The sequence below is a fragment of the Micromonospora sp. WMMD1076 genome, assembly GCF_029581475.1.
Taxonomy (GTDB): Bacteria; Actinomycetota; Actinomycetes; order Mycobacteriales; family Micromonosporaceae; genus Micromonospora; species Micromonospora aurantiaca.
This window is the reverse complement of record NZ_CP120862.1, coordinates 1,390,530-1,407,487: the sequence shown is the minus strand read 5'-3', so window position 1 is coordinate 1,407,487 and position 16,958 is coordinate 1,390,530. Positions and strand designations below refer to the sequence as shown.

The window sequence follows — 16,958 nt, the reverse complement described above, 5'->3', positions numbered from 1 at the left end:
CGGGCCCGCGCTGGTCTCCGTCCACACCGACCCGTGGGGTGGCTCACGTAACCCGCAAGATCCTTGAGCTGCGAGATCCTCCGTCGACCGATAGGTTGAAACGGTGCTGCCCGTAGCGTTCGCCCCGTCCACCTGGACGGCGACGCTGCGCCGGATCGCCCGCACGGCGGTGGCCGGCCTGGTGCTGATCGCCGGCCTCCAGGGCACCGCCGCCGCACCCGCCCACGCCGCCGCGGCCCCGCACGCCTCAGTCGCCCCGCACGCCTCAGTCACCTCGCACGCCGTCGTCACCTCGCACGCCGTCATCATTGAGCACGTCGCGGCGATCGAGCGCGTCGCAGCGCGGCAGGCGATCACGGCCGGCGCCGCGCGTTCCGCCGAACTCACGGCGGCCGGCGCCACGACCGCCGCCCTGCGGACCACCGGCCCCGGCACCGGCCCGGCCGTCACCGAAGCCCCTTCCGCCGACTCCGCCGGGCGCGTTCCCGGCGTCGAGGTCGTCGCCGCCGCCGACCCCGGCCGGGCGCACATCGCCCGTCGCGGTCCGCCGCGCGCCTGACCGGGCGCCTTCCGGTACGCCCCGGCGCGGCCCCACGGGCCGCACGCCTCGCGCCTGCCGCACGCCGCGCCCTGCCGCGCGTCCCGTCGCGTCCGAGTCACGACGCGCACCCGCCCGGATGTCCGGGCCACCACCGTTGATCGTCCTATGTTCCACCCACGAGGTGCTGGTAATGCAGACCGTCTTCTCCTCCGTCCTGCCCGACATGCCCGCGGCCGCCGTGATCTGGCTGGTCCTGCTCGCCGTGGCCGCGACAGTGGTCGCCGCACTGATCGTCCGCCCGTCCCGGTTCCGTTCCGAACTGGTCGACCGGATCAGTGACGCCGCCCGGCCGAGCAGCATCGAACGCGCCGAGCGCGCCCGCGTACGGGACGAGGAGCGGATCCGCTACGCCGACGAGGTGGCGGTGGCCGCCTCCCGTGCGACGGCGACCGCCGAGCGGAGCCGCGCCGAGTGGCTGACCGCCCAGGAGGAGGCCGAGGCTGCCTGGCAGGCGTACCAGGCGGCCGAGGAGGACGTCCGGCGCCTGACCGCCGCCGCGGCGCTGCCGCTGCCCCGGACCGCCCGGACCCCGGCCGAGTACGCGGACCGGGAGCGCTGGCTGCACCGGGCCGCGATGGACGCCCAGTGGCGCGAGGAGATCACGGTGCGGCAGCTCAGCGACATCCTCGGCGGCAACGGCTGGGATCCGAGCCGGCACCCGGTGGAGCAGGAACTGTTGCTGCGCCGGCTGGTCCGGGACAACATGGCGGCACGGCACCGGGCCGCCGCGCAGCGGGAGCAGGCCGCCTGGCAGGCCGCCGAGCTGGCCGCGGCGGCGGCGCAGAGCCTGCGCGACGAGGCGTTCGCGGCGCTGCACCCGGTCGCCGAGCCGCAGACGGAACTTTCCATCGTCGGGTTCGCCGGACCCGAGGCCACCCGGGAACTGCCGACCGCGGCGGGCGTGGAGACCACTCGCGAGCTGACCCCGGTGGCCCGGGGCCGGGCGGCGGTCGTGGCCTGAGAGCGTTTCCGTGCGAGTCGTCTGTCGGCGGCGGCTACAGGAAGTGGCGGACACCACCGAGAACGGAAGGCTCGGAGCTTCGACACCGCGCGGCCCGGGCCCGGCTCGGCTAGCGTGGTGGCGTGTCCCGTGAAGCCTGGGTGCTGGTCGTCCTCGCCGCCGTCCTCGCGGCGGCCACGCTGGCCGGGGCGGTGCTGCTCGCCATCCGGGTGGTCCGCACCCGCCGCATGCTCGGCGCGCTCGGCGCCGGCGGCAAGGTCGCGTTCTACGGCGCGCTGATCTACACGATCCTGCCGGTGGACCTGCTGCCCGACCCGATCTACCTGGACGACATGGGCGTGCTGGCCGGCGCGCTGTTCTACCTCGGCCGGCTGGTCGCCAAGCACCGCGCCGAGCAGCGGGCCGCCGGAGAGTCCCCGGTGGCGACGTTGCCGCCCGGCGCGGTGCCCCGCCGCTGAGACGTCACCGGCGCGGAACGAGGAGACGACATGGCGGCACGGCATCGGCTGGACCCGCACGACGAGCGGGTGCGGACTTTCTTCGCGGATCGGCGCGTCGCCACGCTCACCACACCGCGTGCCGACGGCACCCCGCACGTCGTACCCGTGGGGGTGACCTTCGATCCCGCGGCCGGGCTGGCCCGGGTGATCACCTCGGCCGGGTCGGCCAAGGCCCGGCACGTCGCGGCGGGCGGGCCGGACGGCGTCCCGGTCGCGGTGTGCCAGGTCGACGGCCGCTGGTGGCTGACTGTGGAGGGCCGGGCGGTGCTGCGCCGCGACCCGGAGTCGGTGGCCGAGGCCGAGCGCCGGTACGCCGAGCGCTATCGCACGCCGCGTCCGAATCCGGAGCGGGTGGTCATCGAGATCGCGGTGACGGGGCTGCTGGGAAGCCTCCCCGGCTGAGGCGTCCGTCCGGTTCCGCGGTGGCCCCGGTCACGCCCGGAAATGGGCTGCCCCGGCAGGGCGGTTGAACTCTCCGTACGCCGAGCGCCACTCCTGGTGCCGCGTCTCCCGCACGGAGCCGTCGACCCCCGAATGGAGCCTCGACCATGAACCCGATCATCCGTAAGTGTGTGCTGTCCGTCGCCGGTCTGGCCGCGGCCGGCGGTGCCGTCGCCGGTCCGGCCGCCGCCGCCCACGCCGCCCCGGTCAAGGGCAAGGGTGACCGCGCCGCCGACTACGAGTACCAGGCGCAGCCGAACTTCTTCTACTGCGGTCCCGCCTCGACCCGGATCGCGCTGTCGGCCGAGGGCAAGGACGTGAGCCAGGACGAGCTAGCCGCCAAGCTCGGTACCACCGAGAACGGCACCGACTCGGCCATCGACATCACCCGGGTGCTCAACGAGTACACGGGTGGCAAGTACCGGACCACCGAGATCCGCGACGACGTGGCCACCCGGGAGCAGGTCGACCGCCTGCGCGCGGACATCCGTACCGCTGTGGACGACGACCGGCCCGTGGTGGCGAACATCCTCGGCGGTGCCCGGGACGTCGACGGTGTGGAGCACAGCTACCCCGGCCACTACCTGACAGTCGTGCGGTACGAGGGCGACGGCGACCGGGTGCTGATCGCCGACCCGGCCCGGCCGGACGAGCCGACGTACTGGATGGACGTGACCGAGCTGGCCAACTGGATCGCCGGACGCGGCTACAGCTCCTGACCCGCACGGGCCGGCCCGACGCCACGGCGGCCACGCTCCCCACCGGGGGCGTGGCCGCCGTCGTGTCCGAAGCGGGTGTACGTCAGCGACCGGTGTCGCCTTCGCCGGTGCGCTGCTGCGCCATGTCGACGCCCTTGTCGATCTGGTTGTCGTACTTGCCGCCGGTGCGCTTGTCGGCCGCGTCACCCGCCTTCTCGATGCCCTGGTCGACCTGCTTGTCGTGCTTGTCGGCGAAGTCCTTGGCCTTGTCCATGAAGTCGCTCATGCCCGATCTCCCTTCGATACGGTGAATGCCTTCCCTCAGGCCGGGGGCACAAACGCCGGGTGGGCGGTTACGTCCCTGGTGTCGGATCGGCCCGCGTCGGGTACCAACGGCCCGGATCGAGGAGGACGACGTGGACGACGACGCCGGCATGACCGGGCGGGCACCGACCGCCGGACCGCGGCAGACCTGGGCGGGACTGCCCTGGCCGGTACGGACGGCGGTCACCTGGAGTGCCTGTCTGCTGGTGGTGACGGCCGGGCTGTGGCTGCTGGGGCAGATCGCCGTGCTGCTCGCGCCGCTGGCGGTGGCGCTGGCCGGCACGCTCTTCCTCGCCGCGCTGCTCGACCCGGTCCTGGTACGCCTGCGCCGGCTGCGGGTGCCGGCCGGGCTCGCCGCGCTGCTGAGCATCCTGCTGCTGCTCGGCATCCTGGGCGGCGCCGGCGTCCTGGTCTGGAACCTCACCGCGAGCCAGTTCGGCGAGTTGAGCCAGCAACTCGACGAGGGGTTGCAGCGCACCCGGGACTTCGTCACGTCCAGCCTGCCGGTCACCGACCAGCAGCTCGACCGGCTCGTCGAGCAGATCCGGCAGGGCCTGAGCAGCGGCGCGCCCGACCCGGTCGCCGGTGCCCGCAAGGTCGCCGAGGTCGCGGGCGCGGTGCTGCTCGCCCTGGTGCTGCTGTTCTTCCTGCTCAAGGACGGCCGCTCGATGTGGCGCTGGGTGCTGCGCCGGCTCACCGGACCACGCCGGGAGCTGACCGCCGAGGCGGGACGGGCGGGCTGGCGGACGCTCGGTGCGTACAGCCGGGGCACGATGATCATCGCGGCCATCGACGCCATCGGCATCGGGCTGGCCCTGGTCGTGTTGCGTGTCCCGCTGGCCCTGCCGCTCGCCCTGATCACGTTCCTCGGCGGGTTCGTGCCCATCATCGGCGCCACAGTGGCCGGTGCGGTGGCGGTGCTCGTCGCGCTCGCCGCGAACGGTCCCACCACCGCGCTGCTGACGCTGGCCGCGGTGATCGCCGTCCAGCAGATCGAGGGCAACCTGCTGGAACCACTGGTCATGCGGCGGCAGGTGCAGCTGCACCCGGCGGTCATCCTGGTGGTGGTCACCGCCGGCACGCTCGTCGCCGGGGTCGCCGGGGCGTTCGTGTCGGTGCCGATCGCGGCGGTGCTGTGGCGGGTGCTGGACACGGTGCAGCGGCACCGCGCCGACGAGCGGAGCGGCTCCGACGTTCCCGCACCGACGGCCGACCCGGGCCGCGCCGCCGAAGCGGCGGGCTGACGACCGACGCGACCCGCAAGCGCGTGGCGCGGGTCGCGTCGGGTCGGCACGAGGTGAGGGCCGCCCGGCCGCCGCGACCGTTCCACGCGGACGGTGCGAGTGCCGGTCAGGCGGGGTGTGGCTGGCGCAGGTGCGTGGTGAACCAGGTACCTGCCTGGTCGGCCACCTGCTCCAGCGTGCCGGGCTCCTCGAACAGGTGCGTGGCGCCCGGCACGATCCGCAGCTCGGCGACCTCGCCCAGCGCGTCCCGGGCCTGCTCGTTGAGCACGATCACCTGCTCGTCCAGGCCGCCGACGAGCAGCAGTGTCGGTGCGCGTACCGCGGTCAGTGAGCCGCCGGCCAGATCGGGCCGGCCGCCCCGGGAGACGACAGCGCCCACCCGGTCCGGCCGGGACGCGGCGGCGACCAGCGCGGCGGCGGCGCCGGTGCTGGCGCCGAACAGCCCGATCGGGAGCCGTCCCAGCTCCGGGTCGGAGCCCATCCAGTCGACGATCCCGGCGAGGCGCTCGGCCAGCATGCCGATGTCGAAGCGCAGGTCGGCGGTGATCTCGTCCCGGGCCTCCTCGTCGGCGGTCAGCAGGTCGACGAGGATCGTGCCGAGCCCGCGCTCGTTGAGTGCGCGCCCGACGGCCATGTTGCGCGGGCTGTGCCGCGAGCTGCCGCTCCCGTGCGCGAACAGCACCACCCCCTGCGCCGAGGCGGGCACCACCACGTCCCCGGCGAGCCCACCGTCCACCACAGGCACCGAAACCTCACGCATCACCTCACCGCCCCTCCCGCTCTCCCCCACGCATACCCCCCACCCCGACGATCATGAAGTTGACGGCCCAGAAAGCGCTCCCCCCACCCGCCAACCTCGTGATCGCGCCCGACGGGGGAGATCGCCGGGCGGAGCGCACTGCGTGCGGGGTTGCGTTGACGTCGGCGGCAAGGTTTAGCGTCGACCCACGGAGACGGACGGGGGCGGCGGATGCGGATCGGGGAGCTGGCGCAGCGGGCCGGTACGAGCACCCGCACCCTGCGCTACTACGAGGCTCACGGGCTGGTCCGGCCGAACCGGTCCGCCAACGGATACCGGGTCTACGACGAGGCGGAACTGCGCGTCGTCCGCGAGATCCGCTCCCTGCTGGCGATCGGCTTCGGCCTGGACGACATCCGCCCGTTCGTCGCCTGCCTGCGCGCCGGAAACGACTCCGGTGACGTCTGCCCCGATTCGGTGGCGGTGCTGCGGCGCAAGCTCGCCGAGGTGGACGACTACCTCGACCGGCTGGGCGACGTCCGCCGCCGGCTGCACGACCAGCTCGCCCACGCGATCGCCCAACGGGAGGAAACATGCCTCAGGACACGGGGACCGGCCGGCTGAACCCGGTCACCGACGACACCTTCGCGACCGCCGTGCTGGCCGCCGACCGCCCGGTGGTGGTGGACTTCTGGGCCGAGTGGTGCCCGCCGTGCCGGGTGGTGTCGAAGCACCTGGCCGAGCTGGCCGAGGAGTTCGGCGACGCGCTGCGCTTCGTCACCCTCAACACCGACGAGAACCCGGCCACCGCACGCGCGCACCGGATCATGTCCGCGCCGACCATGCTGGTGTTCCGGGGCGGCGAGGTGGTCGGCTCGATCGTCGGCTCCCGCCCCAAGGACCACCTGCGGCGCAGCTTCGCCCAGCACGTGGACGGCTGAGCCCTCGCCTGGACGGTTGAGCCGCCGCCGGGCGGGAACGCGCCGGGTGACCACGGACCCCGACCGATCGCGAGGATCGTCATGGCGAAACAGGACAGGTCCCGGGAACAGGAACTCACCGACCAGGAACGCCGCAAGCAGGAGCTGAAGGGCTCGCCGGACTGGGCCGACCGCGCCTCGACGGCGCGGACGTCCGACGATCCGCGGGCCACTGCGCCGCGCGACGCCGGCGGGCGTCCGTCGAACGGCCGCCAGTTCTGAGGTACGCGTACCGAGCGGTCCCGCCCTTCGTGGCGGGGCCGCTCAGTCCATGCGTTCCGGCAGGTGCATCAGCGGCGCGCGGCCCTGCGGCTGCTCCGGCTGCGGTCCGCTCGGGTGTGCCGGTGGTACCGCCACGGTGACCGGCTGCGCGGAGGTGACCCGCAGCGGCTCGCCGTGGTGCCGCAGTTCCACGACGGTGTCCGGGCCGCCGTTGCGCAGCGAGTACGTCGTCTGGTGCGGCCGGACGTCGACCCGCAACCGCATCCCGTGCCACTGGAGTGAGAACTCCAGACGGCTGAGGCGGCTGGAGAGCCGGGGCGCGAAGGAGAGCATCCCGTCGTGGTCCCGCAGGCCGCCGAACCCGGCGACGAGCGCGATCCAGGCACCTGCGAGTGATGCCATGTGCACACCGTCGCGGGTGTTCTCGTTGAGGTCGTGCAGGTCCATCAGCGCGGCCTCGCGCAGGTAGCGGTGGGCCAGTTCGAGGTAGCCGACCTCGGCCGCCAGCACCGCCTGGGTGCAGGCGCTCAGCGACGAGTCGCGTACGGTGCGCCGCTCGTAGTAGACGAAGTTGCGCAGTTTCTCGGCGGCGCTGAACGCGTCGCCCCGCCAGTGCATGGCCAGCACCAGGTCGGCCTGCTTGACGACCTGCTTGCGGTAGAGGTCGAAGTACGGGTAGTGCAGCAGCAGCGGGTACTTGTCCGGCGGTGTGTGCTCGAAGTCCCACTCCTGGAAGCGGGTGAATCCCTCCACCTGCTCGTGCACCTCGGTCTCCGCGTCGTACGGGACGTGCATGTCGTTCGCGGCGTCCCGCCAGGCGGCTGCCTCCTCCTCGGTGACGCCGAGGTCGAGCGCCTGGTCCCGGTAGCGCATCGCGCAGTCCGCGGCGGTACGCAGGTTCCGCTGGGCCATCAGGTTGGTGTAGACGTTGTCGTTCTTCACCGCCGTGTACTCGTCCGGGCCGGTGACGCCGTCGATGTGGAAGCGTCCGGCGCGGTCGTGGTGGCCGAGCGAGCGCCACAGCCGGGCGGTCTCGATCAGCAGTTTCAGCCCGATCTCCCGTTCCAGCGCCTCGTCGCCGGTGACCAGCACGTAGCGGCGCAGCGCGTCGGCGACGTCGGCGGCGATGTGGAACGCGGCGGTCCCGGCGGGCCAGTACGCCGACGACTCCGGCCCTTCGATGGTGCGCCACGGGAAGGCGGCGCCTTCGAGGTTCAGCATGCGGGCGCGTTCCTGCGCCTGCGCCAGCGTGTCGTACCGCCACTGCAACGCGTCACGCACCGCGCCGGGCTGCGTGTACGTGAGCACCGGCAGCACGAACATCTCGGTGTCCCAGAACGCGTGGCCGTCGTACCCCGGGCCGGTGAGGCCCTTGGCCGAGATCGGCCGTCGTTCCGCGCGGGCGCCGGCCTGGAGGACGTGGAAGAGGCCGAACCGGACGGCCTGCTGCACCTCGGGGTCGCCTTCGACGCGTACGTCGGCGGCGTCCCAGAACGTGTCCAGGTATTCGCGCTGGGCCCGGCGCAGCCCGTCCCAGCCGTCGAGCCGGGCCGCTGCCAGCGCCGCGCCGACCTGGTCGCGCAGCGCCGGGAGGGAGCGGCGGCTGGACCAGCCGTACGTGAGGTACTTGACCACCCGGAGCGTCTGGCCGGGCTTGAGCACGCAGCCGATGGTGGTGCGGACCCAGTCCTCGTACCCCTCGCTCTCGATCGTGGTGCGTTCGGGCCCGTCCACGTCGTGGCCCATCGCGGCGGCGACCCGCAGGCCGCTGACCTTGGTGCGGTGGATGAGCTGGCCGCCGTCGTCGGTGGTCAGCTCCTCCTCGGCCTGCAACGGCGACTCCAGGACGGCGGCGACCCGGGGGTCGCGGCTCTGCGGCGGCAGCGACTCGTTGGCGACCAGCTCGGACTGGAGGATCAGTCGCAGCGGCCCGTCGACCGGCTCGACCTCGTAGTGGATGGCCGCCACCGAACGCTGGGTGAACGACACCAGCCGGGTGGTGCGGACCTTGACCTCGCGGCCGGCCGGGGAGCGCCAGTGCAGGTCCCGCTGGAGCGTTCCGGCACGCATGTCGAGGACCCGCTCGTGGGCGAGCAGTTCGCCGTAGCGCACGTCGAGCGGCTCGTCGTCGACGAGCAGCCGGATCAGCTTGCCGTTCGTGACGTTGACGATGGTCTGCCCGGATTCGGGGAAACCGAAGCCCGCTTCGGCGTAGGGCAGCGGGCGCAGCTCGTAGAACGAGTTCAGGTAGGTGCCGGGCAGCCCGTGCGGCTCGCCCTCGTCGAGGTTGCCGCGCAGCCCGATGTGCCCGTTGGACAGCGCGAACACCGACTCGGACTGGGCCAGCACGTCCATGTCGAGCTGCATCTCCCGGACGTGCCAGGGCTCGACCGGGTACGCCCGTTCCCGGATCACGCGGCCGGCTCCGCGGCGAGCAGGTCGGCGAGGTCGGTGACCACCACGTCGGCACCTTGCGCCAGCAGTTCGTCGGCCTGGCCGACCCGGTCGACGCCCACCACGTACCCGAATCCGCCGGCCCGCCCGGCGGCGACGCCGGCGAGGGCGTCCTCGAAGACGGCGGCCTGCGACGGTTCGACGCCGAGCAGCCGGGCCCCTTCCAGGAACGTGTCCGGGGCCGGTTTGCCGCGCAGCCCGTTCGCGCGGGCGACCACGCCGTCCACCCGTGCCTCCAGCCAGCGGTCCAGCCCGGCGGCGTGCACCACGGCGGCGCAGTTGGCGCTGGCCGAGACGACAGCGCGGCGCAGCCCGGCCGTGGTGGCCGCCTCCAGGTAGCGCACCGAGCCCTCGTACACCTCGACGCCGTGCTGCTCGATCCGCTGGAGCAGGACGACGTTCTTACGGTTGCCGAGGCCGTTGACTGTGTCCGCCTCGGGCGGGTCGTCCGGCGATCCCTCGGGCAGCGTGATGCCGCGCGAGGCCAGGAATGTGCGCACCCCGTCGGCGCGCGGTCTGCCGTCCACGTACCGGTTGTAGTCCGGTCCGGGGTCGAACGGGTGGAACGGCTCGCCGGTTTCGGCCGACCGTCGCCGCAGGTACGCGTCGAACGTCTCCGCCCAGGCTGCGTTGTGCACCTTGGCGGTCTGCGTCAGCACACCGTCCAGATCGAAGAGACAAGCGCTCGCGTGCGCGGGGAGGCCCAGCATCGCTTGAATCTATCCAGCCCGCGCACCGGGCAAACCCCGTTCGGGGCTCAGCGGTTCGGGCGGAGCGTCCAGATCACGGTGAGCGAGGAGGTGAGCGTGCCGTCCTCGGTGTGGACCTCTACCTCGACCGGGAACTCCGGCCGTCGCCCGGCGTCCAGCTCGGCCAGCACGTCGGCCGGGGCGCTGCCGAGCCGAGCGGTCGCCAGCACCGGCCCCACCGCGATCTTGAGGTAGCGCATGGTCGCCGTCACGGCCAGGGGTACGGCCCGGTCGAGCACCTGCCCGAACGCGGCCAGGACGACCGCGCCGGAGGCGGTCTCCCCCAGCGTGAACATGGCACCGGCGTGCGGGCCGCCCACGTGGTTGTGGTGCGCCGGGTCGTCGGGGAGCCGGACCACGGCCCGGACCCCGCCCTCGGCCTCGGGCGCCACTTCGACGAACTCGATTCCGAGCGTGCGGGCGAACGGCACGGCGTCGAGGAGACCGGCCGCCACCTGGCGAGAGTCGATGCTCATGCCCGAACGCTACTCGCCGGTAACACCACCGGCAAGACGATGAGCCGGCGGCCCAATGTCTCCAGCAAAGTGACATCCGGGCCGAAATCTCCACGGCTTGTCTCTTAATAAAGGACATTGGGACACGAGACGATCACTTCATCCCGCCACAGCCATGCCACCCTCCCAAATATCAAGATTTGCGCTCCGGATACTGAGCCCGGAGTAGATCTTGGTACGAAAGTGCCCCCATAAGGGCCCTTTCCTACCAAGATCTACGGTGCGGAGACCGGCACGTCTGCGGCGTCATCAGCGCTCGGCTATCTCGTTGCGCCCTGCGCGGTCCGCGTCATGTCGTAGCCCATCGCGGGGATGATCTCGCCGAGCGCTTCCTCGATGAGCGCGCGGGTGCGGGCGTCGAACTGGTCGTCGCGGTGCGCGAGCTTGCCCGCCTGGAACGTCGACGCAGTGACGGCGTCCTCCACACCGAGCCGCTCGAACAGGGCGCGCCGCTGCCCGGGCCAGTCGGCCGCCAGGTCCTCCGCCTTCACCTCGACGTATCGCCGGCTCGTCAGGTCGGCCGCGTTCTTCCAGGCCAGCCACCGATCGTAGACCGGCAGCAGGTAGGCGAGCGCACCGTCTACTGCGGACGGCGCCCACGGCTGAGCCAGGTGGGAGGCGAGCACCGAGAGCGGGTGACGCTTGATGTGCACGATCGTCGCCTCGGGGACCAGTTCCCAGAGGAAGTCCAGGTAGAAGAGGTTGAACGGCGTCTTCTCGCACCAGGTCGGCTTGCCCGCGTCGGCCGCCGCCCCGCCGAACAGGGTGTCGACCAGGCCCCGCAGGATGCCGATCAGTTCGTTCCGGTCACGGAAGTACCTCGGGACGACCCGCCGTCGGCTGGCCGCCCCGAACGGCCCGGCGGGCCGGTCGCCGTCGCCGAAGCCCTCCGCGGGTGCGGGTTCGTCGTACGCGTACGCGATGACCTGCGGCCAGAGCCGGTGTACGGCGTCCCGGTACCGACCCACGCCGACCAGCTCGGGCACTGTCTTGCCACGGTCGTCACGCCGCCCGGGCACGCGTACGGTGAGGAAGTCGCTCAGCCGGCGCAGGGCGTCCTCACCGACGATGGGGTCGTACCGGTCGGTGAGCGCGTCGGCCAGGTCCCGCAGGCCGCCGGGTTCGACGAGGAACTTGGTCTCCGTGGGGATCCGGTGGATCAGCGGATGCTGGCCGATGACGTCGGCGATCCGCGACGTGCCCGAACGGCCCGTGCCCGCGACGAAGACCGGTGAGGGGGACGGCATGGACGGCAGTCAAACTCCCGGCCCGGCGCAGGGGCAATCCAATTATCCCCGCCGCGATCGGCTGATCGCCCACCTGGCCGACGCGGTCGGGTCCGTCACAGTGGCGCACCCGACGCGGGTCGCCGTCGACGGGCCGCCCGCCGCCGGCAAGACCACGCTCGCCGACGAGCTGGCCGCCGTCCTGCGCGCCCGCGGCCGGTACGTCATCCGGGCGACAGTCGACGACTTCCTCTTTCCCCGGGAGCGGCGCTATCGACGCGGCGAGTTCTCGGCCGAGGGCTGCTACGTCGACACCCACGACCACGGGACGCTGAAGCGGGTGCTGCTCGATCCGCTCGGCCCGGGCGGCGATCGGCGCTTCCGGCACACGGTCTACGACCACGCCACGGATACGGTGCTGTCCCCGCCGCTCACGACCGCCCCGGCGGACGCCGTGCTGATCATCGACGGCGTCTTCCTCCTGCGCCCGGAGCTGGTCGACCGGTGGGAGCTGCGGGTGCTCTTGTCGACCGCGCTCGACAAGACGGTGGATCGTGCCGTGATCCGGGAGAGCCGCGTGTCGACGAGGGCCGACGTCGAACGGCGCTGGCGGGAGCGTTACTTGCCCGCCCAGCGGCTCTACTTCGCCACGGCCCTCCCGTCCGAGCACGCCCACGTCGTCGTGCACAACGACGATCCCCGGCAGCCGATCTGGGAGACCCGGACACACCCGGACGGCAGGCTGGCGACCATGGACCGGAGTCGGGTGGCCGCCTGGATCGCGGCGTACGAGCAGGCGTGGCGCACACCGGGGACGGCGGCGCTCGGCACGATGTTCACGTCCGACGCGAGCTACCAGCAGGGGCCGTACCGGGACCCGGTCGTCGGCCTGCCCGCCATCACCCGCATGTGGGAGGGCGAGCGCGATGGGCCCGACGAGGTCTTCGAGATGACAGCGGAGGTGGTCGCCGTCGACGGCGACACCGCTGTGGCCCGGGTGCAGGTCCGGTACGGCGACCCCGTCCACCAGGAGTGGCGCGATCTCTGGATCATGCGGTTCGCCGAGGACGGCCGGCGCCTGTCGTTCGAGGAGTGGCCGTTCGCGCCGTGACGGCGGCCGCTGTCTAGCCCGCTTGGGCGTACGCGACGAACGCCGCCCAGCTCGACGGCGTGACCGTCAGCGCCGGCCCCTGCCGGTCCTTGCTGTCCCGCACCCCCACCACGCCGGGCAAATTGTCCGCCATCTCGACGCAGTCGCCGGAGTTGTCGCTGCTGCGGGTGCTCTTGCGCCAGATCGCGCCGGTCAACTCCATCGCTTCGCCGCCTCCAAGATCGCCGCCAAAGTCGCCCCGTGCGGCATCGCCTCCGCGCGGATGGACTCCCACGTCTGCCGAAGTGGGTTCACGTCGGCCATTCGTTCACGATTGCGCCCGTACACGAGTCGACCGATAGCCCAAGAACGTCGCCGTGCCCTTGGACGGCCAATACGAGCACTCCGTCATTCGGTGTCTACAGGAGCCTCCGCAACCGTAAGCGCACTGGACCGAACGCCAACCCGTTCCTGGAACCGCCTCTCATGTTCTACGAGACATTGCTGGCGAGCAAGCACGAAGCCTTGCACATCGTCGGCAAGTACGCGCTCCAGCGCCACAGAGTCGAAACCGTGGGATTCCAACACATTAGGGGAAGCCTTTGAAAGTTGCAGCTTAACCCACGGCTTGAGTAGCCCTCGGGGGACGTCAGGCGGCCGGATCATGCGATTCGCAGGATTGCCAGTCAAGCTCTTTGGCAAGTCACCCCAAACATAGCCCACCGCGTCCGGCCCTTTTTCCGATATCATCCGCCACGGCTCCACGATCTCACTACCGTCGAGGCTCCGCGGGTGAAGCGAAAGCATGACCAAGAGAAGAGTTCTAGTCCGCGCGCTACGCATATCGAATGTAGCAGGAAAGGGAAGCGATACTGCGTCCATATCAAAGTTATCTAGTCGCTCTGGGGCAGCCACAGCGACAACACGGCGGAATTCCGAGACAAGCGCGTTGACCCTCGAAGGATTAGCACCGCCAAACCAGCCAGAAAACGAGGACACCCAGAACCATCGCCTCAGGAATGCGAGCTGCTCCTCGCTCGGGGATGAACACTTATCAAAAAATGCGCTCAAAACTGCCAGCTGCATCGTGTAGGGCAGGAGACGACTAGTTCCAACTCCGAGCCCTTTGAGGAATTCAACCGCCTTATCCAAACTGCGCGACGCCCGTTCCACACCTTGCCGCAGGCCTGGGAGCAGCTCATTCCTTTTGCTACCAGCAAGGCGAGTCCAGTCCGTTCGGTAGATGTCTTCGTCCAAGTTCGCCAGAACGGACCGGAGGATCGTGGTCCGGTCCACCTCACCAAACCCGACCTCCCCGAGCTGCGATGACAAGGAGTCAATCTTGGATGCTAAGTCGAATCCGGCATTCGACCCACTCTGACGATACATCAAAGCGCTGACCATTTGATCAGCCGACATCGCTTGACCTTTGGAGTTAAGTCGTGCGAAAATTTCTACCGCTTCCGACAAGCCCGTCTGCCTAATCCTGATAACCGGCACACGATAGTGTTGGAATGAGCGGGCAACCTGGCTCACATCCGCAATGTAGCGATCAAATTCGCTCGGTGAGCCAACCGACATCTGAACACGGTTCACGGCATCGAAGAACTTTAGCGTATCGAGCAAGGACGTGAGCGGAAAGAGTGTCGCAGGGTCCTCATCGGCTCGCCCATGCTGAAACCGCCCCTGAAGCATATTCCACGAGAGATCCCACCGCAAAGGATCTTGTCCCGCCTCCGCCAGCGTGCTGGACTCGCGCGATATTAGCGCACCAGCCAGGGTAGAAAGGCGCTGGTGACCATCAAGTAGATAACCGACCGCGCCACCCGAGGTAGCCGGAAATCGAAATGGACCAAGGCGCTCTAGAGTCGCGATCGGCTCATCGGTTTCCCATACCAACAGACTTCCGATCGGATACTGCTTATAAATGGAGTCGAGGAGGTCCGTCATTTGATCGCGACGCCATACAAACGGCCGCTGAAACCGAGGAATACGCAGCTTACCCTCGGTAAGTTCCTTCAGAAGCTCGTAGAGGAAGACGACCTCTGGCTTTACCTCTACTACCGACAATGCACCTTCGGTGGTCGACTCGCTCACAGGTTCTTCTCCAGCTTATCTAGCAGTTCCTCGAATTCCAGCACGCGGTCCCGCTCTCTCAGCCCCTGCCCCGAAAGTGAATGCGAGAAATTGTCCAGGAAATCCGCCATAAAGTCCCCCAACCCGACACCTAAAGGTATGTCATCAGGATATAAAGAACCTGACCTCGAGTGCAGGTCGGCCGTCAGGCCTGCCTTCATGGGGTAGAAGTCGCGAGCAGGCGCCGACAGAGACTTTATGACCTCGACAGCATACCTTCTGTCCGCGCGCTGTTGCACAAAGGTATCAAGGGCGTCATCCGGAATGTAGTTCTCGATCGACCGCTTCGCCAAGACGTGACATGTCGCACCCAGTTCAGAAGCGACGCGCATAACCTGATTCGCGCTGCCAGATATATGATCCGGCGACTCTCGGTCGCTGTCCACAATGACAACGACCCTAAGCGGGACAGCCTCCCCCGGATGGTATCGGCGATATTCTTCCGCCAGTCTTCGCAGCTCGGCTGGAACGCTTCCAATACCTCCGCCGTGCCGCAAGTCGACAGCTTTGCCAGGGCCATTGAGGTAACGCGCAAGGCGGGGTCGGAGCTTATTTACTATGAGTTGTAGCCACCTTCCATCTGTGTGAGGATTCTCGACCAGAACAGCAACTGGGAGCGTGTAGAACTCAGCTAGACGGTACGGATCGCATGACTGGCATTCCTTGTGGAAAACGACTCCTTGGGGTGCATTGATTCCTAGCTTTTGGGACTGCACCAGGAAATCCCCATACAGCTCCCACAAGCTGTCGGGGAGAATAGATCTAAGCCTATCGGAATTCGGTCGGACAATGATGTGCCATCGCTTGTGAACAACGGTGAAAAGGAGCCTGTGCAGGTAGGCATGGTTCTCTGGCCTAAAGATCGCACACTTCTCTCCTAGCGCAAGAATCAACCGTCACCCCAATGCACCGAGAGCGGCGAGCCGAGCATCAGTCATCGCCTGAGCTTCAGCCACATCACTTTCAAAGACTCCTGCGGGCCAGTTGGCGGCTACTCCATATTCATCGAGTTCCACCCTTTCAGGCAATCCGTCTGACCCCATATAGACAAGGTTCAGCCTGTTCCGATCTAGGCGGCCCTCAGCTATTCGTCGACGCAGGCGAAGAATCAGGTTTTCGGAGTGCGTCTCGACGATCGTCTGTGACTGCTCACTGCACGCGATAAGCAAATCAGCCAAGTTTGCGTGCGCTGAGGGATGTAGGTGCTCTTCAGGCTCCTCGACAACGACGAGTTCAGTGGAGTGAAGCCCATGGACTACCCCCTGCAAAAGCGTCACGACTGGCAGGACCGCCTGAGTTCCGCGCCCGCTATGCCCCAAACTGATGGCAACAGCGGTCCCTTTGTTTTCAACAATGCGAAACGCGAATGCGGCTGCATCGAGCGAGATTCTCATTCCGTCAAGGGATTCCGCGCACCAACGCGACACGACCTTCATTAATTCAGGGGAACTATGCAGGATATACGGAACTTCATTAGCAGTCCACCCCGAAGGATCCCGGGAAATGTATGCCTCTCTCATTCCACCCCTTGAACTAGGGATGTGGACGACGCGGTTCCGTAGCCCAGCCAGGTAATGGCGTCTAGCCGAGAAGGCATCCGCAAGGCTCTTGGTCAAGGAACGGCTGACTACTTCAGCGGCCGCCCCTTTAAACTCGCTGGCCAACGGAATCGAGATTACACTGCTTCCGTCTAGGTTGACTTCACTTGGTTGTACCGAACTCTCCCCTTTCCCATTGACAACGTGCTGAAGGCGAATGGCCAGCGACTTACTTTGATCACCCCAAGCGGCGCCAAATCGAATCGTGGGGTGCGCTTGATCTGCACTGGCCAGGTCCAGGAACGAGGACCCAAATCGGTGCCCCTCAAACGAGAGAGCATATAGTGATCTCTCCTCAGCCATACTTGCTGCCACGAATAGTGGCAAGCGCGCTAACGTCGTCTTGCCGCTATTGTTCTTGCCAAATATGACGGTTAGTGGTCTGAGCTCAAGCTCGCCTTTACGACGAAGACCCTTTAGGCCTTCCCATCGAATACTGTCTAGAGACACGGCATCCCCAGTGTGAACGCATGAACGTCT

20 protein-coding genes and 1 pseudogene are annotated in these 16,958 nt (G+C 68.8%); 11 read left to right on the top strand and 10 right to left on the bottom strand.

Annotated elements, in window-relative coordinates:
- Positions 1-103 precede the first annotated feature (103 nt).
- The 5 genes from O7622_RS06965 (at position 104) to O7622_RS06945 (ending at position 3,222) form a co-directional block, all read left to right on the top strand.
- Entirely contained in the window at positions 104-559 is a 456-nt protein-coding gene (locus O7622_RS06965) for a hypothetical protein (RefSeq protein ID WP_282312439.1), read from the top strand.
- A gap of 172 nt (positions 560-731) precedes the next feature.
- Complete coding sequence (locus O7622_RS06960; protein WP_282312437.1) at positions 732-1,562, top strand: hypothetical protein; 831 nt, start codon at positions 732-734, stop codon at positions 1,560-1,562.
- Positions 1,563-1,684: 122 nt separating this feature from the next.
- Positions 1,685-2,020: a YkvA family protein gene (locus O7622_RS06955; protein WP_282312436.1), complete on the top strand. Its 336-nt coding sequence runs from the start codon at positions 1,685-1,687 to the stop codon at positions 2,018-2,020.
- Between the two features lie 30 nt (positions 2,021-2,050).
- Positions 2,051-2,464 carry a pyridoxamine 5'-phosphate oxidase family protein gene (locus O7622_RS06950; protein WP_282312435.1) on the top strand — a complete coding sequence of 138 codons (414 nt, stop codon included), beginning with the start codon at positions 2,051-2,053 and terminating at the stop codon, positions 2,462-2,464.
- 146 nt (positions 2,465-2,610) lie between these two features.
- The gene (locus tag O7622_RS06945) at positions 2,611-3,222 is read left to right on the top strand and encodes a C39 family peptidase (protein ID WP_282312433.1); all 612 of its coding nucleotides are present in this window, start codon (positions 2,611-2,613) and stop codon (positions 3,220-3,222) included.
- A gap of 82 nt (positions 3,223-3,304) precedes the next feature.
- Here O7622_RS06945 and O7622_RS06940 read toward each other — a convergent pair whose 3' ends face one another.
- Complete coding sequence (locus tag O7622_RS06940; RefSeq protein WP_013283756.1) at positions 3,305-3,487, bottom strand: antitoxin; 183 nt, start codon at positions 3,485-3,487, stop codon at positions 3,305-3,307.
- A 130-nt stretch (positions 3,488-3,617) separates the two neighbouring features.
- Between O7622_RS06940 and O7622_RS06935 the strand changes: the two genes are divergently transcribed.
- Entirely contained in the window at positions 3,618-4,769 is a 1,152-nt protein-coding gene (locus tag O7622_RS06935) for an AI-2E family transporter (protein WP_282312431.1), read from the top strand.
- A 106-nt stretch (positions 4,770-4,875) separates the two neighbouring features.
- On the opposite strand, the gene O7622_RS06930 is transcribed toward O7622_RS06935, so the two are convergent.
- On the bottom strand, positions 4,876-5,529 hold the full coding sequence (locus tag O7622_RS06930; protein ID WP_282312430.1) for a dienelactone hydrolase family protein: 654 nt from the start codon (positions 5,527-5,529) through the stop codon (positions 4,876-4,878).
- Positions 5,530-5,739: 210 nt separating this feature from the next.
- Between O7622_RS06930 and O7622_RS06925 the strand changes: the two genes are divergently transcribed.
- From O7622_RS06925 to O7622_RS06915, 3 genes are all read left to right on the top strand, one after another.
- Positions 5,740-6,132, top strand: coding sequence for a MerR family transcriptional regulator (locus O7622_RS06925; RefSeq protein WP_013283752.1), 393 nt, complete (start codon positions 5,740-5,742; stop codon positions 6,130-6,132).
- Complete coding sequence (gene trxA, locus O7622_RS06920) at positions 6,102-6,449, top strand: thioredoxin (RefSeq protein WP_282312428.1); 348 nt, start codon at positions 6,102-6,104, stop codon at positions 6,447-6,449. Before O7622_RS06925 ends, trxA begins: the two co-directional genes overlap by 31 nt.
- Positions 6,450-6,530: 81 nt before the next feature.
- On the top strand, positions 6,531-6,710 hold the full coding sequence (locus tag O7622_RS06915) for a hypothetical protein (protein ID WP_281579182.1): 180 nt from the start codon (positions 6,531-6,533) through the stop codon (positions 6,708-6,710).
- 42 nt (positions 6,711-6,752) lie between these two features.
- Here O7622_RS06915 and O7622_RS06910 read toward each other — a convergent pair whose 3' ends face one another.
- The 4 genes from O7622_RS06910 to O7622_RS06895 all read right to left on the bottom strand — a co-directional run bounded on the left by O7622_RS06910 (position 6,753) and on the right by O7622_RS06895 (position 11,675).
- Positions 6,753-9,125, bottom strand: a complete 2,373-nt coding sequence (locus O7622_RS06910) for a glycoside hydrolase family 65 protein (RefSeq protein WP_282312425.1) — start codon at positions 9,123-9,125, stop codon at positions 6,753-6,755.
- The gene (locus O7622_RS06905) at positions 9,122-9,874 is read right to left on the bottom strand and encodes a beta-phosphoglucomutase family hydrolase (protein ID WP_282312424.1); all 753 of its coding nucleotides are present in this window, start codon (positions 9,872-9,874) and stop codon (positions 9,122-9,124) included. Before O7622_RS06905 ends, O7622_RS06910 begins: the two co-directional genes overlap by 4 nt.
- Before the next feature lie 47 nt (positions 9,875-9,921).
- Positions 9,922-10,389: a DUF4442 domain-containing protein gene (locus O7622_RS06900; RefSeq protein WP_282312423.1), complete on the bottom strand. Its 468-nt coding sequence runs from the start codon at positions 10,387-10,389 to the stop codon at positions 9,922-9,924.
- Positions 10,390-10,688: 299 nt separating this feature from the next.
- On the bottom strand, positions 10,689-11,675 hold the full coding sequence (locus O7622_RS06895) for a sulfotransferase (protein ID WP_282312421.1): 987 nt from the start codon (positions 11,673-11,675) through the stop codon (positions 10,689-10,691).
- Here O7622_RS06895 and O7622_RS06890 point away from each other — a divergent pair.
- Positions 11,674-12,375 (top strand): annotated as a pseudogene (locus O7622_RS06890) (AAA family ATPase); the annotation flags it as partial. The gene O7622_RS06895 and the pseudogene O7622_RS06890 overlap by 2 nt on opposite strands.
- A 30-nt stretch (positions 12,376-12,405) precedes the next feature.
- Entirely contained in the window at positions 12,406-12,765 is a 360-nt protein-coding gene (locus tag O7622_RS06885; protein ID WP_282314066.1) for a nuclear transport factor 2 family protein, read from the top strand.
- Between the two features lie 13 nt (positions 12,766-12,778).
- Here O7622_RS06885 and O7622_RS06880 read toward each other — a convergent pair whose 3' ends face one another.
- The 4 genes from O7622_RS06880 to O7622_RS06865 all read right to left on the bottom strand — a co-directional run bounded on the left by O7622_RS06880 (position 12,779) and on the right by O7622_RS06865 (position 16,781).
- Positions 12,779-12,967, bottom strand: coding sequence for a DUF397 domain-containing protein (locus O7622_RS06880; protein WP_282312420.1), 189 nt, complete (start codon positions 12,965-12,967; stop codon positions 12,779-12,781).
- A 185-nt stretch (positions 12,968-13,152) separates the two neighbouring features.
- Positions 13,153-14,841 (bottom strand): DUF262 domain-containing protein, encoded by a 1,689-nt coding sequence (locus O7622_RS06875; protein WP_282312419.1) that lies wholly within the window; start codon positions 14,839-14,841, stop codon positions 13,153-13,155.
- On the bottom strand, positions 14,838-15,623 hold the full coding sequence (locus tag O7622_RS06870; RefSeq protein ID WP_282312418.1) for a hypothetical protein: 786 nt from the start codon (positions 15,621-15,623) through the stop codon (positions 14,838-14,840). The genes O7622_RS06875 and O7622_RS06870 overlap by 4 nt, the downstream gene beginning before the upstream one ends.
- 153 nt (positions 15,624-15,776) lie before the next feature.
- Positions 15,777-16,781, bottom strand: a complete 1,005-nt coding sequence (locus tag O7622_RS06865; RefSeq protein ID WP_348774069.1) for an AAA family ATPase — start codon at positions 16,779-16,781, stop codon at positions 15,777-15,779.
- Positions 16,782-16,958 lie beyond the last annotated feature (177 nt).

Bases quoted from the DNA above. Each gene is read 5' to 3' on its own strand.
- O7622_RS06960 (WP_282312437.1), top strand. From the start codon at position 732: ATGCAGACCGTCTTCTCCTCCGTCCTGCCCGACATGCCCGCGGCCGCC.
- O7622_RS06950 (WP_282312435.1), top strand. From the start codon at position 2,051: ATGGCGGCACGGCATCGGCTGGACCCGCACGACGAGCGGGTGCGGACT.
- O7622_RS06945 (WP_282312433.1), top strand. From the start codon at position 2,611: ATGAACCCGATCATCCGTAAGTGTGTGCTGTCCGTCGCCGGTCTGGCC.
- O7622_RS06940 (WP_013283756.1), bottom strand. From the start codon at position 3,487: ATGAGCGACTTCATGGACAAGGCCAAGGACTTCGCCGACAAGCACGAC.
- O7622_RS06930 (WP_282312430.1), bottom strand. From the start codon at position 5,529: ATGCGTGAGGTTTCGGTGCCTGTGGTGGACGGTGGGCTCGCCGGGGAC.
- O7622_RS06925 (WP_013283752.1), top strand. From the start codon at position 5,740: ATGCGGATCGGGGAGCTGGCGCAGCGGGCCGGTACGAGCACCCGCACC.
- trxA (WP_282312428.1), top strand. From the start codon at position 6,102: ATGCCTCAGGACACGGGGACCGGCCGGCTGAACCCGGTCACCGACGAC.
- O7622_RS06915 (WP_281579182.1), top strand. From the start codon at position 6,531: ATGGCGAAACAGGACAGGTCCCGGGAACAGGAACTCACCGACCAGGAA.
- O7622_RS06905 (WP_282312424.1), bottom strand. From the start codon at position 9,874: ATGCTGGGCCTCCCCGCGCACGCGAGCGCTTGTCTCTTCGATCTGGAC.
- O7622_RS06900 (WP_282312423.1), bottom strand. From the start codon at position 10,389: ATGAGCATCGACTCTCGCCAGGTGGCGGCCGGTCTCCTCGACGCCGTG.
- O7622_RS06895 (WP_282312421.1), bottom strand. From the start codon at position 11,675: ATGCCGTCCCCCTCACCGGTCTTCGTCGCGGGCACGGGCCGTTCGGGC.
- O7622_RS06885 (WP_282314066.1), top strand. From the start codon at position 12,406: ATGGACCGGAGTCGGGTGGCCGCCTGGATCGCGGCGTACGAGCAGGCG.
- O7622_RS06880 (WP_282312420.1), bottom strand. From the start codon at position 12,967: ATGGAGTTGACCGGCGCGATCTGGCGCAAGAGCACCCGCAGCAGCGAC.
- O7622_RS06865 (WP_348774069.1), bottom strand. From the start codon at position 16,781: ATGGCTGAGGAGAGATCACTATATGCTCTCTCGTTTGAGGGGCACCGA.